Genomic DNA, 19,555 nt, shown 5'->3' with positions numbered 1-19,555 from the left:
CGTCGCGGTAAGTTGCTCGATGCTGGATCGAACACATTGCCAGCCATCAGCGCACCGCACGCCGCCAGCCTGCGTTGATGGCTTCCTGGCTGGTGCAGAAAAAACGCTCACCCTTGGCAGGTGAGATGCTGGTCCGCGTGTAATCGCGTTGCCCGGGCATATGAAAGATCTTGCTGCCCTTGCTAGAAATATTGCCCTTGATGGCGCAGTGCGCAGGCGTTTGCGTCTGCACTGCCGCCTGTGCACGCTGTGCCGATTGCGTGCGCTTGCTGCGTCGGTAATCGGCAGGCATCTGAAAGCTGCCGGCCCAGAGGTTGCGCCGCTGTTGCTGCGCGTTGCGTTCGTCGGCAACGAACGCTGTGGCGTACTCGCGGTAGGCCACCGCCCAACCGGATTGCACCATCCAACGGTTGACCGACTGCCCCTGCACGTAACACTCCGCCACGATCCGTCCATAGCGATCGGTGTCCTTGGCTTGGCAGCGAACCGTCTTGTCGAGCAGATAGCCATCCAGTGCGGCAGCGGAGCGTCGGCCGCAAGGCCATGCGCTGCCAGCGTTGCTGGTGCATTGCTGCGCGCTTTCCGGTGCATCGATGCCCCACAGACGGATACGTTTCTGCGCGACAGTGATGGTGTCGCCATCGGTCACGGTTGCCCGGCCGACCAACTCCGCTGCAGTAAGGGGTGAAGCGAAGAGTGCAACGACAACCACAACCGAACATCTGAACAACATCAACGACAAGCCTCGGGTGATCGGCAGAGCATGGTCCGTCTGTTCTTGCCTTGGTGACAGCGTCTAGCCGATTGGCTCACCAGAGATCCGTCGCACTGATGCCTGCGTCGTCCAGGCCGACGCGGGGCCGGCACTGTATGCCAACGGGACGGCGATGCCTATCCCTTGCGGTGGTCCGCGAAGACGGTGTTGCGCTCGGTGTTCATCGATGCGCATTCGTTCCGGCTGCATTGGAGGCCGATCAATCGCGGTGCCGATAGACGGCGAATAGAAACCCATTGCCTTGAAGGCCGGTGCCTCTGAAAAGTTGGACTGTTCCTGATGAGACCTACAGATAGCCCCTGCCCCCTCACCCTCGGCGCAAGTAACACACCGAGTACTGCCCGGTTCTTTGCAGAACCGGGCATGCAGTCAGGCTTACTGCGCGGCCGCTTGCGGCGCGACAGGCGCCGCATCCGGCGTCACGCGCCAGATCGTATTGGCCAGATCGTCTGCGACGATCAACGCACCACGTGGATCGAGCGTGACACCGACCGGGCGGCCGCGGGTCAGGCCATCGTCGCCATGGAAGCCGGAGACGAAGTCGATCGGGTCGCCCGCCGGGCGGCCATCGCGGAACGGCACGAACACCACCTTGTAGCCCACCGGCGGGTCGCGATTCCAGCTGCCGTGCTCGCCGACGAACACGCCGTCGCCGAACTGCGCTCCCATCGTAGTCGCCGAAAACGCGACACCGAGTGCGGCGACATGCGAGCCCAGCGCGTAGTCGGGCACGATGGCCGAGGCGACCTTCTGCGGATCCTGCGGCATGACTCGCGTGTCCACATTCTTGCCCCAGTAGCTGTAGGGCCAGCCGTAGAAACCGCCTTCGCGTACCGAGGTGAGGTAGTCGGGCACCAGGTTCGGGCCGATCTCGTCACGCTCGTTGACCACCGCCCACAGTGCGCCGCTACCTGGCTGGATCGCCAATGCAGTGGGATTGCGCAGCCCGGTGGCATAGCTCTTGTGGGCGCCGGTTGCCGGATCCACCTGCCAGACCTGGGCGCGGTCGACTTCGGCAATCATGCCGCGCTCGGTGATATTGCTGTTGGAGCCAATCGCAACATACAGATAGCGTCCATCGGCACTGGCGGTCAGCGCCTTGGTCCAGTGATGGTTGATGGCCGACGGCAAGTCGGTGACCTTGCTGGGCGCGGCGCTGGCCTTGGTCTGCCCTGGCTGATAATCAAAACGCACCAGCGCGTCCTGATTTGCCACGTACAGTGCGTTGCCGATCAGCGCCAAGCCATACGGTGCATTGAGCTTGTCGGCGAACACCGTCTTCAGTTCATAGGTACCGTCGCCATCGGCATCGCGCAGCAGCGTCAGCCGGTTGCCGCTCTTGACCGAGGTGTTGCCCTTGGCCTTGATCGCACCGGCAATCACGTCCTTGGGCTTGAGGTTGGGTGCATTGCCGCCGCGGCCTTCGGCCACCAGGATGTCGCCATTGGGCAACACCAGCGTCTGGCGTGGAATGCCCAGACCGGTGGCGATTGCAGTGATGCGGTAACCCGCAGGCACGGTGGGTTTGCGCTCGCCCCAGGCTGCCGGCTCGGCGATGGTCATGTCGGGCAGCAGGCCGCGATCCGGCGCTGGCAGCTCGGGACTGGTGCCGTGTTGCTTGAGCTCGGGTGCCTTGCCACAAGACGCGAGTGCGGCAGCGAGGATGGAAACCGACACGACGGTAATGGTATGACGCTTCATCGGGCACCTCCCACGCGCAGGCTGGACAGCCCCGACCAGGTTGCAACAAGCGCGAATGCGGTCGCAATCGCAGAAAATACCAACGCTGCCGGCATGATGGCCCAGGCATCGCGGGCATGATGCAGGGCGTCGAAGAAGCCGACAATCCATGCGGCACCGAGCGCGATCACATAGATCACGTTGCGGCTTCCGCGAACGAAGCCGACGATCGCACACAGCAAGGCGATGGTCGTCAATACCATCGCGCCGATCAGCAGCCACGCAGCAAAATTGGCCCACTGGATCTGATGACTGCTCCAGTACGCGTAGTCGCTCAGCAAGGCACCGAGAAACAGCGGCCACACACCGCCGAGCACGGCTGCATGGAACGGATGGATTGCCCAGGATCGGGCGGGCGTGGCAGTTGAATTCATGGCGGACTCATTGGGCGCGTTGGTGAAACGTGCCCCGATGCTGCCAGCTGCCACGTGATGAGCGCGGTGATGCTGAGTCTTCTCTACGCGATGGGTGCTGCGAAAAAAGTAGGAACCCAAAACCACTCATCCTGCCGAGTGACCGCTGGACCGCCGCCGTGACCAAAGGTCATAGAAAGATGTGCGTGCTCCAGGCCGCTCTCTACGCTGGGCCCCATCCACTGGAGGAACAGACAGATGAAAGCCTTCGCAATCGGCTGGCGCGAAGAACTTCTCCGGCACCAGCTGCGTTTTCGATCGCACCCAGCGGACGATACAGCAGCGGCGCATACGCCTGGAAATAGTCCCGGCTGTATCGCCGACCGCCTCGATCACCCGCACATCGCACGGCCTGACCAGAAGCAGTGCTCGCTGTCCTTGATGAAGATGGCGCTGTCCATTGCGCGCCTTGCCGGCACCACGTCAGCGTTAGCCGCCGGTGTCGCCAGCAGCACGCATCCAGGATGGCTTGAGTTCCAGTGCGGGTCTGCAGTGATGAGCGCCGGTCATAGGACCATGCAAGCTGGATGGATGGAGCGGCGTTGCATCTGCGTCATGCTCTTTGCCGGTATGTACGGCGAGGAGACGGCGATGAAAAACGCAAGCCTGGTGCATTCGACTCGGCATGGTGTACGCACAGCTGGGGCGCCATCTGTACCGCATGGTCCGGCATCGGATGCTTGGATTCGCGCTGCCTTGCCCCTAAATCGGTGGAGAGATGCGATGCCATGCGCAAGCGCGCTGCGCCGCACTCTCCCCTCCATGGCTGCGCTGTTGTTGGGCGCAGTTGTCTTGCTCTCTGTTGCCCCCTCCCCCGCGGCAGCACACCCTTCGGAGATCACGTCCATGACGACACACGCCACCTTGTCGCCCACGCAGCAGGCCATTGCGCCGATTGCCGCGTTTGCGGCCACCGGCGATATCGACCGCTTGAACACCGCATTGGAGACGGGCCTCGATGCTGGCTTGAGCATCAGCGACTGCAAGGAGGTACTGGTCCAGCTGTACGCGTACGCCGGGTTTCCGCGCAGCCTCAATGCACTGGCTGCGCTGATGCAGGTCGCCGATGCACGCAAGCAGCGCGGCATCGCCGATGCGCCGGGACACGACCCCGGCCCGGTACCGAGCGGCGATGCGCTGCTGGCGCTGGGCACTGCCAACCAGACCCGCCTGGCCGGCGCGCCGGTGACCGGGCCGTTGTTTACGTTTGCGCCGGCAATCGATCAGTACCTCAAGACGCATCTGTTCGGCGACATCTTTGCCCGCGACAACCTGGACTGGGTGAGCCGTGAACTGGCCACGATCAGCGTGCTCGCCGCCCTGGAAGGCGTGGAGGCGCAGCTGCAATCGCATTTGAAGATCGGCCTGAACATCGGTGTGACCGAGGCACAACTGCACGAACTGGCCCAGGTGCTGGACAAGCGCGTCGGTGCGGCCGCCGGCACACGCGCCAAGGCGGCGCTGGCCAAAGCCAGGGCCCAGTGAACTTGCGGCGGGATTCGACAACCGCAGCGCATGCTGCCGGCGCGAATGCGGCTGCCCACGGCACCACGTCGAAACCGATCGGACCCCGCTAAAGCGGCGCCGGGCCAGCCGCCAGCGCAGGCCGCACGCCGGCCTGCTTGACGACCAACTGGCCGATGTACTGCTCGGCCAGCCTGGTACCGATCTCCAGCGCGGTCTGTAGCGAGCCGAAGGTGGGCGCAGCCGGCAGCGGCACGGGATGCCCACAGACCTGCAAGGTCTCCAGCACGATGCGCCGGTGCCCGAGCTGTCGAGCGACCACGCGGTACGGCAGGCCCTGGTCGGTGCCTTCCGTGGACATTCTTTCGGTGCAGTGGGTACTCATCGGGCTCGAGCATAGCTGTGATGCCCAAATTTGGTGGCGTGGCAATTTGAACAATTTATGCAGACGCTAGCGCAGCACCAGCGGCGCACTCCTGACAGGACTGCCGCAGCCTGAGCAGGCCCACCATGCTGCGATGACACCGATGTCGCACCCTGCGTGGTGCACGCAGCGGCACCGACGAGAGACATCATCAGAATAATCTGCTGTAGGGGAACGCCGAATTTTGAGTTCCCCCCGGAAACAATCGGCTTGAATATTCCCCTGGCATTCAGCTTTGATGGCCTGAAGCAAAGGCGCACCGGCCTCGAATTTTTATTCGGCGCATTGAACATCCATCGTTTCTTCGAGCATATCTCCTTGCGAATTTCATATAGGAAATGCGGAGAATTGGGCACAATGGCCGGGCTTGCTCGTTTTTGGTCAATATAAATCCGGCGGATATATTCGTCTAGTAGCAGAAAATTTAATATAACACCGGTGTCATTTCGATGAACCGCACCCGGTCAGGCCTGATACGGAAGAGTCCGTTAGAGCTGCTAACTTACAGTCGAATCCGCTACGGCGTGTGGGCAATTCACCGACATCTTCGACGCATTTCCCGATTACCTGCGATATGCATCGCATTTAGGATTGCCGCCCCCGGAGATTCGTGACCGCTTATTGTCGCGTCCGCTCTGACATTTCTTTGCAGTCGGGCCTGATAAGGAGTTTTCTAATCCAATTTGGCTATGGATTAAATCGTAAAACCCTATGCGTGATGTTTTTCTCTGAATAGCAACTGTCCGTTCAGGTTTTAGAGTTTACGGATAGCGCCGTTAAACAATCTCGCAAGCACACGGTTCAATGCGTCGGCGCATCACCGTGTTATCCGAAGCGCTTATCTGAGGGGACGGATTCGCGGCGGATAAAGTGAATAACACGTGAAATCAAATGCCACGCCGGTAATCCCCGGTGATGGAATCGTCTGCGCCAAATTTTAGATCTTTTGCAGTTGCGGCGCGCCACTACCGGAATCGACCAACCTATGAATCGCTCGCTACTCGCAACCACGATCGCCTCCTGCCTTGTCCTGACTGCCTGTGGCGGCGGTGGCGGCGGCGGCAATGTCCGCAGTGATCCGCCGCAGACCACGGTGGTCGCTCCGACGCCTACTACGCCGACAACCCCGACAACTCCAACGACGCCGACGACGCCGGGCACCACCACGGCCGACCCGTTGCCCAAGACCGCGCCGACGCCGGCACCTGCGCCCGCCCGCTACCAGGGCCTGGGCAGCAACCTGCTGGTGCCGACCAATGCGGATCTGGCACAGCAGGCCGGTGCCAGGGGCCAGGGCGTCAAGCTGGCAGTGCTGGACGACAACCTCTACGGCAGCTACGCGCCGATCAGCGGCAAGGTCGATTCCTTCAACGATTACACCGCCAGCCCCGGCACACCGGAATCCACGTCGAACGCGCTGCGCGGCCACGGCACCGTCATCTCGGCATTGGTGCTGGGCACCGCGCAGGATGGCTTCGCCGGCGGCATCGCGCCGGATGCTGACCTGTTCTATGCGCGCATCTGCGCCGAAAACTCCTGCGGTACCCAGCAGACCCGCCGCGCGGCGGTGGACCTGGCGGCAGCCGGCGTGCGGATCGCCAACCTGTCGATCGGCGCCTCGTATGCAGATGCGGCCAGCAGTGCCAATGCCGCGCTGGCCTGGAAGTACGCGCTGACCCCGCTGGTGCAGGCCGATGCGCTGATCGTGGCCGCCACTGGCAACGAAGGCGCGGCGGAAGCCTCCTACCCTGCAGCGACGCCGGTGCAGGAAGCCAGCCTGCGTAACAACTGGCTGGCCGTGGGCGCGGTCAACATCGACAGCGCCGGCAATGCCGCCGGTCTGACCAGCTATTCCAACCATTGCGGCGCCGCTGCACAGTGGTGCCTGGTGGCGCCGGGCAGCTACTTCGCACCGGCATTGGCCGGCACCGAGCTGCAGGGCCAGATCGCCGGCACCTCGTTCTCCACTGCCGCAGTGAGCGGCATCGCGGCGCAGGTGCTGGGCGTGTATCCGTGGATGAGCGCCTCCAACCTGCAGCAGACCCTGCTGACCACCGCCACCGACCTGGGCGACCCCGGCGTGGATGCGCTGTACGGCTTCGGCCTGGTCAATGCGGCCAAGGCGATCAAGGGCCCGGGCCAGTTCGCCAGCAACTGGTCGGCGAATGTGACCTCCGGCTACGACAGCACCTTCAGCAATGACATCTCCGGCGCCGGCGGCCTGACCAAGAACGGCACCGGCAAGCTCACGCTCAGCGGCAACAACACCTACACCGGCGGCACCAGCGTCAGCGACGGCGTGCTCGCACTGTCCGGCAGCCTGCGTTCGGATGTCATTGTGCTCAACTCGGCCACGTTCGAATCGCGCGGCGGTGTCATCAACGGCGGCTACAGCCTGGCGAACAACACCGGCACCACCGCCATCGAATTGGGCAAGGGCTTGACCGTCACCGGCCAGGCCAGCCTGAAGGGCAACCTGCTGTTACTGCCGGAAGCGGCTGGCTACAACGTCGGCAGCAGCGAGAAGATCGTCAAGGCCGGCGCGCTGCAGGGCACCTTCGACCGCGTGCAGTACGCCAACAACTTCTTCTGGACTGCTTCGCTCGCCTACGACCCCACTACCGTCACCGCCACGCTGACCCGCAATGCCTCCGCTGCCAGCGCGCAAGCGGCCGGTGCGCCGCAGTCGGTGGTCAACGGTGCCACGCAGGCCGATACGCTGGTCAAGGTGCTGGATACGCGTGTGGCCTCCGGCGATACGGATAACCTGGGTGGCTTGATCAGCGCTACCGGCGCGCTGCTGGCGGCCAACGATGCGCAGGTTGCCGCATCGCTGCCGACCCTGGCCGGCCAGGTACACGGCATCGAGCGCACGCTGGGCTTCCAGTCCGCACTTAACGATGCACGCGTGGCGGCCGATCGCCTGCCCTACCTGGCCGACACCACCACGCTAACCACCTGGATGCAGGGCAGCTATCTGGACGGCGAACTGGGCGGCAAGGGCTTCGACTCGGCCGACTACACCCAGCAGGCCACCACCGTCGGCGTGGATCTGCCGATGGGCAACGCCGGCACCATCGTGGGTGCGGCGCTGAGTTCGGGGCAGGACCGTGCGCACATCGATGCATCGGCCAGCCGCCTGCGCTCGGACCGTTACGCGATGACCGCGTATCTGTATCAGCCGATCGGCCAGGCGTACGTGTCCGGGATCGGTTCCTACGGCATGAGCAATGTGGACACCGAACGCACGGTGCAGGCCGGCAGCATCGGCGAGCGCCTGCAGGATCGCCGCCACGACACCAACTGGTCGCTGCGTGCCGAAGTCGGCCTGATGCCGCAGGCAGGGTTGTCGCCGTTCATTGCCGCAGGCGTGGTCAGCCAGACCCAGGATGCCTTCAGCGAAGCCTCGGCCACCGGGCTGGGGTTGAGCGCCAACAGCGACACGCTGCGCGCCGGCTACGGCGAGGTGGGTGTGCGCGGTCATCTGGTGCGCGGCAAGTGGGGCTTCGATGGCTTGATCGCCTACCGTTCGCTGCTCGGCAATCCGAACTCGGACTTCACCGCCTGGTTCACCGGTCTGCCGGAAGCGCGCTTCAACGTGGCCGGCGAGCCGGTGTCCAAGCAGTCGGCGCGTGCCTCGGTGGGCGTGCGCTACCAGCTCAACGATGCCTTCTCCATCTATGGCAACGTGGGCGCCGAGCGCGGTCGTTCCGATGCCAACAGCATCAATGCCAATGTCGGTTTGCGCTGGCAGTTCTGATCGCGACCGGCACCCGACCGCACTTGGTCACTGCAACCACTGATGCCATGCAGCACTGCGCATCAGGCAAAAAAAAAGCCCCGGCAATGCCGGGGCTTTTTGGTCTGCGGTGAATCAGAAGCTCCAGCCCCAGGTGACCTGGCCGCCGTATGCGGTCTGGCCATCGCCGTTGAGTCCCTGCAACGACAAGGCCATGCGGCTGTTGGGCGAGGTGATCAGGCTGACGCCCAGTTCGCCGACCACCGCGTTCTTCGCCAGCGTGACGCTCTGCACCGAAAACTGCGAGCCGGTGCCGATGAAACCGGCCGACCGCTCCACAGCGCGGTCACCGAACGCATGCCGCCAACCCACCGAGGCGTACACCCCGGCCGCCGCACCCAACTGCCAACGCCCGCGTACGCCCACCGTGCTGGTGGTGTACTCGTCCTTGGCACTATCCACCGACAGCCCGGCTATGCCGCCGCGCTCGTTGAAGCCGTCGGTCTTCAGGTGCGTGTAGTCCGCCGCAACAAACGGGCTGTACACCGCATTGCCGGTGCGCAGATTCCAGGCCGCTTCCAGCGACACGGTGACGGCCTTCGCATCGTAATTGCTGGTCAGCCGCTCTTCGAGCACGCCGGGCAACATCACCCGACGGCTGCTGTCCACGCTGTAGTCCGCATAGTCGACCGCAGCCTGCACAGCGAAAGCGGACCAATCGGCCTGGGCGTAGATGCCCGCATGGGTGCCATCGATATCGGAACGATCCAAGGATTCGCGCGAGCGGGTTTCGATATCCTGATTACCGACCGCGACACCGACCACGCTGCGCTCGCCAATGCGCCGTTCTGCACCGGCCATGATGCCGTTGTCCTCGCGCCGCACCGAGGCGGTGTTGGCATCTCCATCGACACGATTGGGCAGGCTACGGCCGGTGATCCAGACCGTGGTGTCGCCCACCCGCGCATCCTGACTGTCGCCACGCAGATGATTGCCGACGCCGCTCAGCAGGAAGCGGCTATCCAGCAAAGCGGTCGCCGTGCTGGCATGGCTTTCGCCCGACAGCGAGGCAAACGCCGTGCTGATCGCTTGCGGGTCGTCGGGCAGACGCACTACCGCTTGGTAGACCGGGCTGGTGGTCGGCAAGCCATCCACCGCAGCTGCGGCAGCCTGCTGGTTGGGCGCGGTGACTGCATCGACCATGGCCACGGTATTGCGGCCAAACGACACCGACAGCGCAGTGGCACTGGCGCTGACATTTGGCGTGACGAAGGCGTAGTCGGAAACGACGTTGGTGAATTGCCCGGTCAGCCCGCCAGCGGCGCTGATGACCGGGATCTCGGTGAACAACGGCAGATCAGTCGCACGCACCAGTTGCAGGGTGCTGCCCGGTGCCAGCGTGGCCGCCCCGCCCACGCTGATCGGTGTCACCGTGCCGCCTGCGCCCGGCGTGACCTGCAGGGTGGAGCCATTTCCGAGCGCGGCATTGCCGCCGACGCTGATCGTGCCAGCCGTACCACCGATCGCCACGGTGCCACCGGAGGTCAGGCCGCCGATGCTGCCGCTGCCGGTGAGCGTGCCGCCCGGACCCACCGTGACCGGCCCGCCCAATGCGGCGCCTGGATTGGCAGCATTACCCACACTCAAGGTTCCTGCGGCAATCGTGATCGGCCCGGTGAAGCCACTGCTGTTTGCGGTGACCAGCAAGGTGCCCACACCATCCTTGAGCAGACTGCCGGTACCCGACAAGGTCCCCGCGTAGGTGCCATTGGCGGTTTGCTGGAACACCAGCGCGCTGGCATTGGCGATATTGCCCTGCAGGCTGTCGGTATCGCCAATCAATGTGCCTGCATTGATCGTGGTGCCGCCGAGATAGGCATTGACGCCATCCAGCGTCAACGCGCCCGCGCCGTTCTTGATCAACGTACCGGTACCGGTGACGTTGCCGGCAAACGTGCCATCGCCGGCCTGGTCGAACACCAGTGTCGCGTTGTCGACAATGTTGCCCTGCAGGCTGGTGGTGTTGCCGATCAGGCTGCCGCTGGCAATGGTGGTGCCACCGCTATAGGTATTGGGCGCAACCAGCGTCAACGCCCCCGCTCCCTGCTTGACCACACTGCCGGTGCCGCTGACTGCACCGGCGAACACACCATCGCTGGCCTGATCGAACACCAACGTGGCGTTGTCGACGATATTGCCCTGCAGGCTGGTGGTGTTGCCGATCAGGCTGCCGGCGCTGATCACGGTGCCGCCGGTATAGGTGTTGGGCCCGAGCAGTTGCAGCGCGCCGGTACCGGCTTTCTGCAGTGAGCCGGTGCCGCTGAGGGTGCCGGCATAGACGCCACTGGTGTTCTGGTTGAACACCAGTGCCGCGTTGTTGGCGATATCGCCCTGCAGGCTGGTGGTGTCGCCGATCAAGGTACCGGCCGCAATCGTGGTGCCGCCGGTGTACCCGTTCGCACCGTTGAGCAATAGTGCGCCGACGCCGTCCTTGATCACGCTGCCGGTGCCGGTGATCGAGCCGGTGAACACGCCATCAGCCGCCTGGTTGAACGCCAGCGTCGCATTGTCGACGATGGCTCCCTGCAGGCTGTCGCTGTCGCCGACCAGCGTGCCGGCGTTGACCGTCGTGCCACCGATGTAGCTGTTGCTGCCGTCCAGTGTCAGCGTGCCGGTGTTGGTCTTGATCAAGGCGCCACTGCCGCTGATATCGCCGGCAAGCGTGAGGTCTGCCGGATTGTCGACGCTCAGCGCAGCGCCCAGGGCGACCGCATTGCCCACGGTTGCGGCAACAGGGTTGGTCAGCACCGCAGCGCCGACCACCGACAAGCTGCCGGTGCCCAGCGCGTTGTTGCTGCCGATCGACAAGGTGCCATCGCTCAGCGCGGTCCCGCCGGCATAGCTGTTGTTGCCACTGAGCGAGAGCGTGGATGCACCGGCCTTGATCACGCTGCCGGCACCGCTGATGGCGCCGGTCAGGGCCAGATCGTTGCTGCCGAGCAGCGTCACCGCACCGTCGAGCACCACCGCATTGCCCACGGCCAATGCCTGATCGGTATCGAGGCTGGTGCCGGCTGCCGCGGTCAGCGTGCCGGTGCCCAATGCCTGCGCATCGCCCAGCACCAACGTGCCGCCGCCGAGCGCGGTGCCGCCGGTGTAGGTGTTGGCGGCGCTCAGCACCAGCGTGCCGGTGTCGAGTTTCTGCAGCGTGCCGGTGCCGCCGATGCCCACATCGATGGTGCCGGTGACGCCGGGGTCGACCCGGATGATGGTGGTGGCCGCATTGGCGCTCAATGCACCGCCGCCGGCATCGCTCAGCACATACCCGTCGCTGACGAACTGCATGCCGGTAATGCCTTGCGTGCCCTGCACGCCTACATTGCCGGCGGTGCCGGCGAACACGGCAAAACTGTTCTGCCAGTCGCTGTTGCTCAGCCCATCGATCGAGGTCCAGTTGGTAGAGCCTGCAGCCCAGATGCCTGCGCCGCCATCGATGCTGCCATTGGCAACCGTCTGCGCACCATCCCAGAACTGCACGTTGCTGCCGGGCGCCAGCAGCACCACGTTGATCTGCTGGGCCAGCGCGGTCTGCAACGTCAGCTGGGTGGGATCGATCGTACCGGGCAGCGTGCCGATGCCCAGGCCGTTGTCGGTCAAGCCACCGCTGTAGTCGATCAGGCGGTACACACCGGTGCCGAAGCCGCCGATGTCGGTGATGTTGAGCGTGCCGTCCAGGGTGAGATCGCCATTGACCGCCAACACGCCGGTCTGGCTGGGGATGCCCAGGAACGCGTCCAGCGTGGCAGTGGGAGCCAGGCTCAGGCTGCCGGTGGTCAACACTGCGCCACTGGTCACCACCAGACGGCCGCCGTCATTCACCGTGACCGCCGCATCGACCACGCCGCTGCCGCTCAAGCTGGCACCGCTGCCCACGGTCAGGCCACCTGCACTGGCCAGCGTGCCATCCACGTCCAGCGTGCCGGCGGTGACCTGGGTGGTACCGCCGAGCGCGCTGGTGCCGGTGAGCTGCAAGGTGCCGATGCCGACCTTGTCCAGATTGCCTGCATCGCTCAGGCTGCCGGCAAAAGTACTGCCGACGTTGTTGGTGCCAAGCTGCAGCGTGGTGCCGCCCAGCACCGCGACATTGCCCTGCCCGGTCACTGCGCCCAAGGCCGCATTGCTGCCGAGCGAGAGCCCGGCACCTGCGGCAACGTCCACGGCGCTGGTGTTGCCCAATGCGCCGGGGGCGCCGGTGGCGAGCACGCCGGCCTGCACTGACACCGGGCCGGTGAACGTGTTGCCGCCGGACAAGGTCAAGGTGCCCAGGCCCGTCTTGGTCAAGGCACCTGCGCCACTCAGTACCCCGGTCAGGGCCAGATCGTCCGCGCTGGCAATGGTCAGATCGGCACCAAGATTGACCGCATTGCCCAGTGCCAGCGCAATCGCGTTGCTCAAGGTGGCATTGCCCAGCACCGACAGGCTGCCGACACCGAGCGCGGTGTTGCTGCCAACCGCCAGGGTGCCTGCGTTCAACACGCTGCCGCCGACGTAGCTGTTGGCGCCGTCGAGCGTGAGCGTGGACGCGCCGTTCTTGATCAGACTGCCCGCGCCGCTGATCGGGCCGGACAAGCGCAGGTCGTTGCTGCCGACCAGATTGACCGCACCATCCAGCACCACCGCATTGCCGACCGCCAATGCCTGGTTGCTATCGAGGCTGGTGCCGGTTGCTGCGGTCAGGGTGCCGGTGCCCAGCGCCTGCGCGTCGCCCAGCACCAGGGTGCCGCCGCTGAGTGCGGTCCCGCCGGTATAGCTGTTGGCCGCATCGAGCACCAGCGTGCCGGTGTCGAGTTTTTCCACGCCACCGCTGCCGGAAATGGCGACATCGATGCTGGCGGTTGCACCCGGATCCACACGGATCGCGGTCAACGGCGCAGTCACAGCCAGTCCACCCGCACCGGCGTCGGTCAACTGATAGCCATCGGTGACGAACTGCAGGCCGCCGATGCTCTGCGTCCCCACCACGCCGACGGTGGCTGCGTTGCCGGCAAAGACCGCAAAATCGCCTTGCCAGGTGCTGTTGGCGCTGCCGTCCTGGTTGGTCCAGTTGGTCGCCGCACCCCAGGTTCCTGCACCGCCGTCGACGGTGCCGTTGGCGGTGGTTTGCACACCATCCCAGAACTGCACGATGCTGCCCGGCGCCGTCACCACAAGGTTGAGTTGCTGGCCGATGGCGGTCTGCAGCGCGAGCTGGCTGAGATCCACGCTGCCCGGAAACAGGCCGATCGCCAGACCGTTGTTGGTGAGCAGGCCGGTGTAGTCGATCAGCCGGTACACACCCGTGCCGAACCCACCGATGTCGGTGATGTTGAGCGTGCCGTCCAGGGTGAGGTCGCCATTGACCGCGAGCAGCCGCGTATTGCTCGGCGCTGCCAGTGCGACATCCAAAAACGCACCCGGTGCCAGGGTCAGACCACCCACGCTGAGCGAGGAGCCACTGGTCAATGCAAGCCGGCCGCCGTCGGCGATGGTCACATTGCTTCCCACATTGCCGGTGGTGCCGGTGCCGGTCAGCGTGCCGCCCAGCGCCACATTCAATGCGCTGGTGCCCAGGGTGCCGATCACATCCAGGGTGCCGCCGCTGACCTGGGTGGCACCGCCGATCGCGCTGTTGCCGAGCAGGCGCACCGTGCCGGCACCGACCTTGTCCAGATTGCCGCCACCGCCAAGGCTGCCGCCAAAATCGCCACCGCCCAACTGCAGCGTGCCGCCGGCATCGGTGTTGACATTGCCGGCGCCGCTGAGCGCGCTGATCAGGCCGCCGTTGCTGAGATTCAGCACCGCACCTGCAGCGACATCGACGTTGCTGGCGTTGCCAAGCGAGGCGGCGGTGCTGGCCACCAGCGTGCCGGCCTGGATCGCCAGCGGGCCGGTGTAGGTGTTGCTGCCATTCAAGGTCAGGGTGCCGGCACCGGTCTTGATCAAGTCCCCTGTACCGCTGATGCTGCCGCTGACCAGCATGTCCGCACCGTTGTCCACGGTGAGCGCTGCGCCAAGTGCGATGTCGTTGCCCAGCGCCACCGCAATCGCGTTGCTCAGCGCTGCATTGCCGACCACCGACAGGCTGCCGGTGCCGAGTGCATCGTTGGCGCCGACCGCAATGGTGCCGGCCGTCAGCGTGGTGCCACCGCTATAGCTGTTGCCCACGTTGAGCGACAACGTGGTGGCGCCATTCTTGATCAGGCTGCCGGTGCCGGTGATGACACCGTTCAAGCCGAGATCGTTGCTGCCGACCAGCGTGAGCTGATCGTTCAACTGCACCGCATTGCCCAGCGTCAGCGCGGCAGCGGCATCCAGTTCGGCAGGGCCGCCGACCAGCAGCGCACCCACGCCCAGCGCAGCGTCGTTGCCGAGCACCACACGCCCCGCATTCAGCGCAACGCCGCCGCTGAAGGTATTGGCATTGGCCAAGGTCAGCGTGGCAGCGCCTTGCTTGTCGAGACTGCCGCTGCCGCTGACCACGCCGTTGAGCGTGATGTCCTGCGTGCCAGGCAAGGTGAGTGCGCCATTCAAGGCAAGCGCATTGCCCAGCGTCACCGCGCTGCTGGCATCCAGTGTGGTGCCCGCGGCGGCGCTCAGCGTGCCCAAGCCCAGTGCCGTGTCGCTGCCGACCACCACTGCGCCGCCCTGCAGTTGCAGTCCGCCCGCCCAGGTATTGTTGCCATTGAGCGTGAGCGTTTGCGTGCCGTTCTTGATCAGGCGACCGGTGCCGTCGACCACGCCATCGAGGGTAAGGTCCTGACCATCGATGGCGAGTTGACCGGCGACATTGACCGCGTTCTGCAAGGTCACCGCAGTGCTGGCAGTGAGCTGCGTGCCATCGGCAGCGGTGAGCGCGCCGGTGCCGAGTGCGCTGTCGCTGCCGACCGACAGGATGCCGGTGTCGAGCAAGGTGCCGCCGGTATAGACATTGTTGCCGGTGAGGGTCAGCGCACCGGCGCCCTGCTTGATCAGGCTGCCTGCGCCACTGACGATGCCGGTGACGCCCAGATCGTTGTTGCCGGTGAGCGAAAGCGCACCGTTGAGCACTACAGCGTTGCCGATCGTGGTCGCGGCGGTGGCCTGCAGCTGCGTGCCATCGGCAGCGGTCAGCGCCCCGGTGCCCAGGGCTGCGCCGTCGCCGATCAGCAGCACGCCTGCATTGAGATCCACGCCACCGGCAAAACTGTTGGGTCCAGCCAGCGTCAATGCAGCATTGCCGTCCTTGACCACGCCCCCCACGCCACTGACCGCACCGGTGAGAGTGAGATCCTGGCTGCCGCCGAGCTGCAGGTCCGCTTCCAGCGCCACGTTGTTGGCGAGCACGCGTGCGGCGGTGCTGTCGAGCAGTCCGCCGCCGACGGTCAGGGTGCCAAGACCCAAGGCGGTGTCGCTGCCCAGGATCAGGCTGCCTGCACTCAGGCGCGTGCCGCCGGTGTAGCTGTTGTTGCCGGCCAGGGTCAGTCTGGCGGGCCCCAGCTTGTCCAGGCTGCCCACGCCGGTGATGGCGCCGGTAAGCGTGAGCGCGTTGCTGCCACCCACATTGACCAGGCCTGCCAACGCAATGGCATTGGCCAGCGTGCTGACAGTTGCATTGTCCAGGGTGGTACCGGCTGCTGCGCTGAGCGCGCCAACACCGAGCGCGGTGTCGCTGCCTACCGTCAGCTTGCCGGCGCTGAGCGTGGTGCCGCCGCTGTACAGATTGTTGCCGCTCAGCGTGAGGTCGCCGGTGCCGGATTTGATCAGGCTCCCGGTGCCGCTGATCGCGCCACCCAGTGTCAGTGCTTGCGCCCCGCTGAGTGTCAGCGCACCTGGAGTCAACGCGATCGCGTTGCTCAACGAGGTGGCCGCCGTGTTTTGCAGGGCCGCATTGCCGGTGACGTTCAACGCCCCCGTGCCCAGCGCGGTGCCGCTGGCCACCTGCAAGATGCCGGCATTGAGGTTGGTGCCGCCGGCATAGGTGTTCAGGCCACTCAGGGTCAAGCTGCCGGTGCCGAGCTTGTTCAACGCACCGGTGCCGCCAATGGCGCCGGTCAGGTTCAAGGCATTGCCGCTGCTGCCCACGCCCAAGCTACCGGTGAGTGCAATCGTGTTGCCCAGGGTTGCCGCAGCGGTGGCATCCAGCTCGCCGCCGCTTGCGGTCAGGGTGCCGGTGCCCAGTGCCGCGTTCGAGCCCACCACCAGGCGCCCGGTATTCAAGCTGGTGCCACCGGTGTAGGCGTTGTTACCGGTCAGGGTGAGGTCGCCCGCACCGCTCTTGATCAGGCTGCCGCCACCGTTGATGGCACCGCTCAATGTCAGCGCCTGCGCGCCGGTCCAGTTCAAGGGTCCGCCAAGGCTGATGCCGTTGGCCACCGTCAGTGGCGCACTGCTGCTGAGGCTGGACGCGCCGGTGACGTTCAAGCCGCCGGTTCCCAGTGCCGAGGCACTGCCCAGTTGCAAGGTGCCCGATGCCAGTGTGGTTCCGCCAGCGAAGGTGTTGGTGCCGTTGAGTGCGAGCGTGCCGGTGCCGGTCTTGTTGACGCCACCCGCACCGGCAAGCGTGCCGGTCAGGGTCAGCGCATTGCCGCTGGCACCCAGGCCCAGCGTATTGGTCAAGGCAACATTGTTGGCCAGGGTCAGTGGAGCGCTGGTATCCAGCTGCCCACCGGCGGCTGTCACCGTGCCCGCTCCGAGCGCGGTGTTGGTTTCGATCAGCAGCGTCCCCGCACTCAGCGTCGTGCCGCCTGCGTAGGTATTGCTGCCGCCCAGGGTGAGCGTGCCGGTGCCGATCTTGTTCAGCGCGCCGGCACCGCTGATGCCGCCGCCAAGTCGCAGGTTATTGGCACCGCCGATGCCGATGAAATCGTTGAGCACGAACGCGTTCGGCAAGTCGACTGCCGCACTGGAAAGTACGCTGCCGGCAGATGCATTGACGGCGCCTGTTCCCAGTGCGCCATTGGTGCCAACGGTCACTGAGCCGCCGAGCAGGTTGATGCCACCGCTGAAGGTATTGCTGCCGGTCAGGCCCAACGCACCGGTCCCGGTCTTGGTCAGCGCACCGGTGCCGATGATGGGGCTGGCAACGGTCAGGGCATTGGCGCCCTGCAAGATCAAGCCACCTGTTCCCAACGTGATGCCGCCGGCAGGCGACAGGGTCAGGCCGGCGGCCGTCGCCTCCAGCGCACCGCCGTTGGCGGTGATGGCAGTGCCTAGCTGCGCAGGATTGGCAAACTGCAGTACGCCGCCATTGAGCGCGCTGCTGCCGAAGTTGCTTCCGCCCCCCACCGACCAGGTGCCGCTGTTGACGCGCAGGCTGCCGAAATTGATGTACTGCGCGGTGCTGAGTGTTCCGACTCCGGTGCTGCCGCTGCCAGTGCCGGTGGGCGAATTCTGCAGGATCAGCGTATTGGTGCCGCCTGCGCCGCCATCCACCACACCGGTCTGCGCAAAGCTCAGCAAGCCACCCGGCCCGAGCAGTTCGAGCGCGAGCCCGCCGCCGCTGTTGACGCTGCCGCCAGTCACCGCCGTGAAGCTGTTGGTGCTGCCCGCCCCCATCGACACGCTGCCGTTGATGGTGCCGGCGTTGACGAAGCTGTTGCCGGTGGCCGAGCTCTGGAAGCCCACACGCCCGTTGATGGTGCCGGTGTTGACCGCATTGACGGTACCGCCGCCGCTGACTGCAATCACCGGCGTATCCGCACTCAGTACCGACAGGTTCAACAATGCACGGCTATCGATCAGGCCGGCATTGTTGATCTGCACGACGCCATTGCTGGCCGAGGTGATGCCAAGCGCCATGCCGTCGAGATTGAGCAGGTTCGCTCCCAGCAGGCCGCCGGTACCGTAAATCGCGCCGGTGGCGAGATTATTGGCGGTCACCGTGGTGGAACTGGCGTTGCCCATGGTGACGCCGGTGCTCAACACCGACAACAGGCCGAGCACCGAGGGATCGATCGTACCGCTGTTGTTGAGCGTGGCATTGGTGCCACTGAGCGCAATGGCGGTGCCACCCAGCAGCCCGGCGGTCATTTGCGTGCCAGCCGCAACGTTGATGGTCAGGTTGTTTGCGTTGCTTGCGAAGCTGTTGCTGGTGATTGGCAACCCTGTGCAGGTGACGGTTGCACCCGCTGTGGGGAGCGCAGGTGTGCATGCCCCCCAGGCCAGCATCGGTGCGGTGGCTCCCATCGCCAGGACGACCAGGCTCGCCACACTGCGGCGGGTTGAACCGGGCTTGCGCCGCCGACGTACCAGCTCGTGCGTCACCACCCAATTGCCAATCGCCGCGTTCCAGACCAGCGCAAATGCACGATTCATTTTATTCCCCCTGTATCGCCGTGCAGAGACGCACACACACACACGCGCTCTCCAACAGCAGAAAGTTGATTTACTGTCGAGTCGGTTTAAAACAGCTTTTGCCGCACCAACCGGTATCGCCTACGGATGAGTACGTTTAATACCATTCCCTGCGGATAATATTGGGAGATTAATAGGCAAAGCGCCATGCATGAAACTGTGCTGAATATCACTAACCACAAAACTATCCATGACACACGTCGAAACTGTCGACTGGTTTGCTCGTGCCCGTCAGTGTTGTCGCGCCACCTCATGCGGCATGCGCCACAGATCATGCGCGGCAGGCTTCAAGTAAAAAAATGGCATAATTCAGCTGTAAAGCGGAATTTGATTGGATGAGGTCGAATGATTTAAAGCGATCTGATGCGGCAGCCTGGATATTAGCGAACCGAACCATTTCGACTACAACTTTGTGTGGAATGCTGCGGCGCAGGAATGAATTCCCGATCACTGCAGTGCCGCCAGTTGTTTTAATGAGCCCGCTTTCACCATTAAGACCACCATCAACCGTCGACGCCGCTCATTGATTGCGGTATTTGTATTCGGCCACTCCGCCTGTCCAGTTTATTGTCGCGTTCGATAGCCTGCGGTGGATTTTATTGAAGAGGCCGGCTTATTCGAAAAGGTTT

The 19,555-nt window shown here is 64.6% G+C and carries 8 protein-coding genes; 3 read left to right on the top strand and 5 right to left on the bottom strand.

Features of this window, described 5'->3' with window-relative positions:
• Window positions 1–46: 46 nt before the first annotated feature.
• The 3 genes from ABQY74_RS10600 to ABQY74_RS10590 all read right to left on the bottom strand — a co-directional run bounded on the left by ABQY74_RS10600 (window position 47) and on the right by ABQY74_RS10590 (window position 2,889).
• Complete coding sequence (locus ABQY74_RS10600) at window positions 47–733, bottom strand: thermonuclease family protein (protein WP_372470094.1); 687 nt, start codon at window positions 731–733, stop codon at window positions 47–49.
• A gap of 417 nt (window positions 734–1,150) precedes the next feature.
• A complete protein-coding gene (locus ABQY74_RS10595; RefSeq protein ID WP_349791365.1) occupies window positions 1,151–2,476 on the bottom strand; it encodes a sorbosone dehydrogenase family protein in 1,326 nt (441 codons plus the stop codon).
• Window positions 2,473–2,889, bottom strand: a complete 417-nt coding sequence (locus ABQY74_RS10590) for a hypothetical protein (RefSeq protein ID WP_016904791.1) — start codon at window positions 2,887–2,889, stop codon at window positions 2,473–2,475. The genes ABQY74_RS10595 and ABQY74_RS10590 overlap by 4 nt, the downstream gene beginning before the upstream one ends.
• Before the next feature lie 885 nt (window positions 2,890–3,774).
• Here ABQY74_RS10590 and ABQY74_RS10585 point away from each other — a divergent pair.
• Window positions 3,775–4,413 carry a carboxymuconolactone decarboxylase family protein gene (locus ABQY74_RS10585; RefSeq protein WP_349791363.1) on the top strand — a complete coding sequence of 213 codons (639 nt, stop codon included), beginning with the start codon at window positions 3,775–3,777 and terminating at the stop codon, window positions 4,411–4,413.
• A gap of 88 nt (window positions 4,414–4,501) precedes the next feature.
• Here ABQY74_RS10585 and ABQY74_RS10580 read toward each other — a convergent pair whose 3' ends face one another.
• Window positions 4,502–4,777, bottom strand: a complete 276-nt coding sequence (locus tag ABQY74_RS10580; protein ID WP_047125078.1) for a hypothetical protein — start codon at window positions 4,775–4,777, stop codon at window positions 4,502–4,504.
• A gap of 249 nt (window positions 4,778–5,026) precedes the next feature.
• On the opposite strand from ABQY74_RS10580, the gene ABQY74_RS10575 reads away from it, so the two are divergent.
• On the top strand, window positions 5,027–5,206 hold the full coding sequence (locus ABQY74_RS10575) for a hypothetical protein (RefSeq protein WP_146098498.1): 180 nt from the start codon (window positions 5,027–5,029) through the stop codon (window positions 5,204–5,206).
• Window positions 5,207–5,801: 595 nt separating this feature from the next.
• Window positions 5,802–8,576, top strand: a complete 2,775-nt coding sequence (locus tag ABQY74_RS10570) for a S8 family serine peptidase (protein WP_349791360.1) — start codon at window positions 5,802–5,804, stop codon at window positions 8,574–8,576.
• 114 nt (window positions 8,577–8,690) lie between these two features.
• On the opposite strand, the gene ABQY74_RS10565 is transcribed toward ABQY74_RS10570, so the two are convergent.
• Window positions 8,691–18,887: an autotransporter-associated beta strand repeat-containing protein gene (locus ABQY74_RS10565; protein ID WP_349791358.1), complete on the bottom strand. Its 10,197-nt coding sequence runs from the start codon at window positions 18,885–18,887 to the stop codon at window positions 8,691–8,693.
• Window positions 18,888–19,555 lie beyond the last annotated feature (668 nt).

Source organism: Xanthomonas sp. WHRI 7064 (assembly GCF_040202355.2).
Taxonomy (GTDB): domain Bacteria; phylum Pseudomonadota; class Gammaproteobacteria; order Xanthomonadales; family Xanthomonadaceae; genus Xanthomonas; species Xanthomonas arboricola.
Note: the sequence above shows the minus strand (reverse complement) of the source record. Positions and strands in the feature narration are given on the sequence as shown.

What these genes read in the sequence shown, in the direction of transcription:
- ABQY74_RS10600 (WP_372470094.1), bottom strand. Translation starts at nt 733, where the DNA reads ATGTTGTTCAGATGTTCGGTTGTGGTTGTCGTTGCACTCTTCGCTTCA.
- ABQY74_RS10595 (WP_349791365.1), bottom strand. Translation starts at nt 2,476, where the DNA reads ATGAAGCGTCATACCATTACCGTCGTGTCGGTTTCCATCCTCGCTGCC.
- ABQY74_RS10590 (WP_016904791.1), bottom strand. Translation starts at nt 2,889, where the DNA reads ATGAATTCAACTGCCACGCCCGCCCGATCCTGGGCAATCCATCCGTTC.
- ABQY74_RS10585 (WP_349791363.1), top strand. Translation starts at nt 3,775, where the DNA reads ATGACGACACACGCCACCTTGTCGCCCACGCAGCAGGCCATTGCGCCG.
- ABQY74_RS10580 (WP_047125078.1), bottom strand. Translation starts at nt 4,777, where the DNA reads ATGAGTACCCACTGCACCGAAAGAATGTCCACGGAAGGCACCGACCAG.
- ABQY74_RS10570 (WP_349791360.1), top strand. Translation starts at nt 5,802, where the DNA reads ATGAATCGCTCGCTACTCGCAACCACGATCGCCTCCTGCCTTGTCCTG.
- ABQY74_RS10565 (WP_349791358.1), bottom strand. Translation starts at nt 18,887, where the DNA reads ATGAATCGTGCATTTGCGCTGGTCTGGAACGCGGCGATTGGCAATTGG.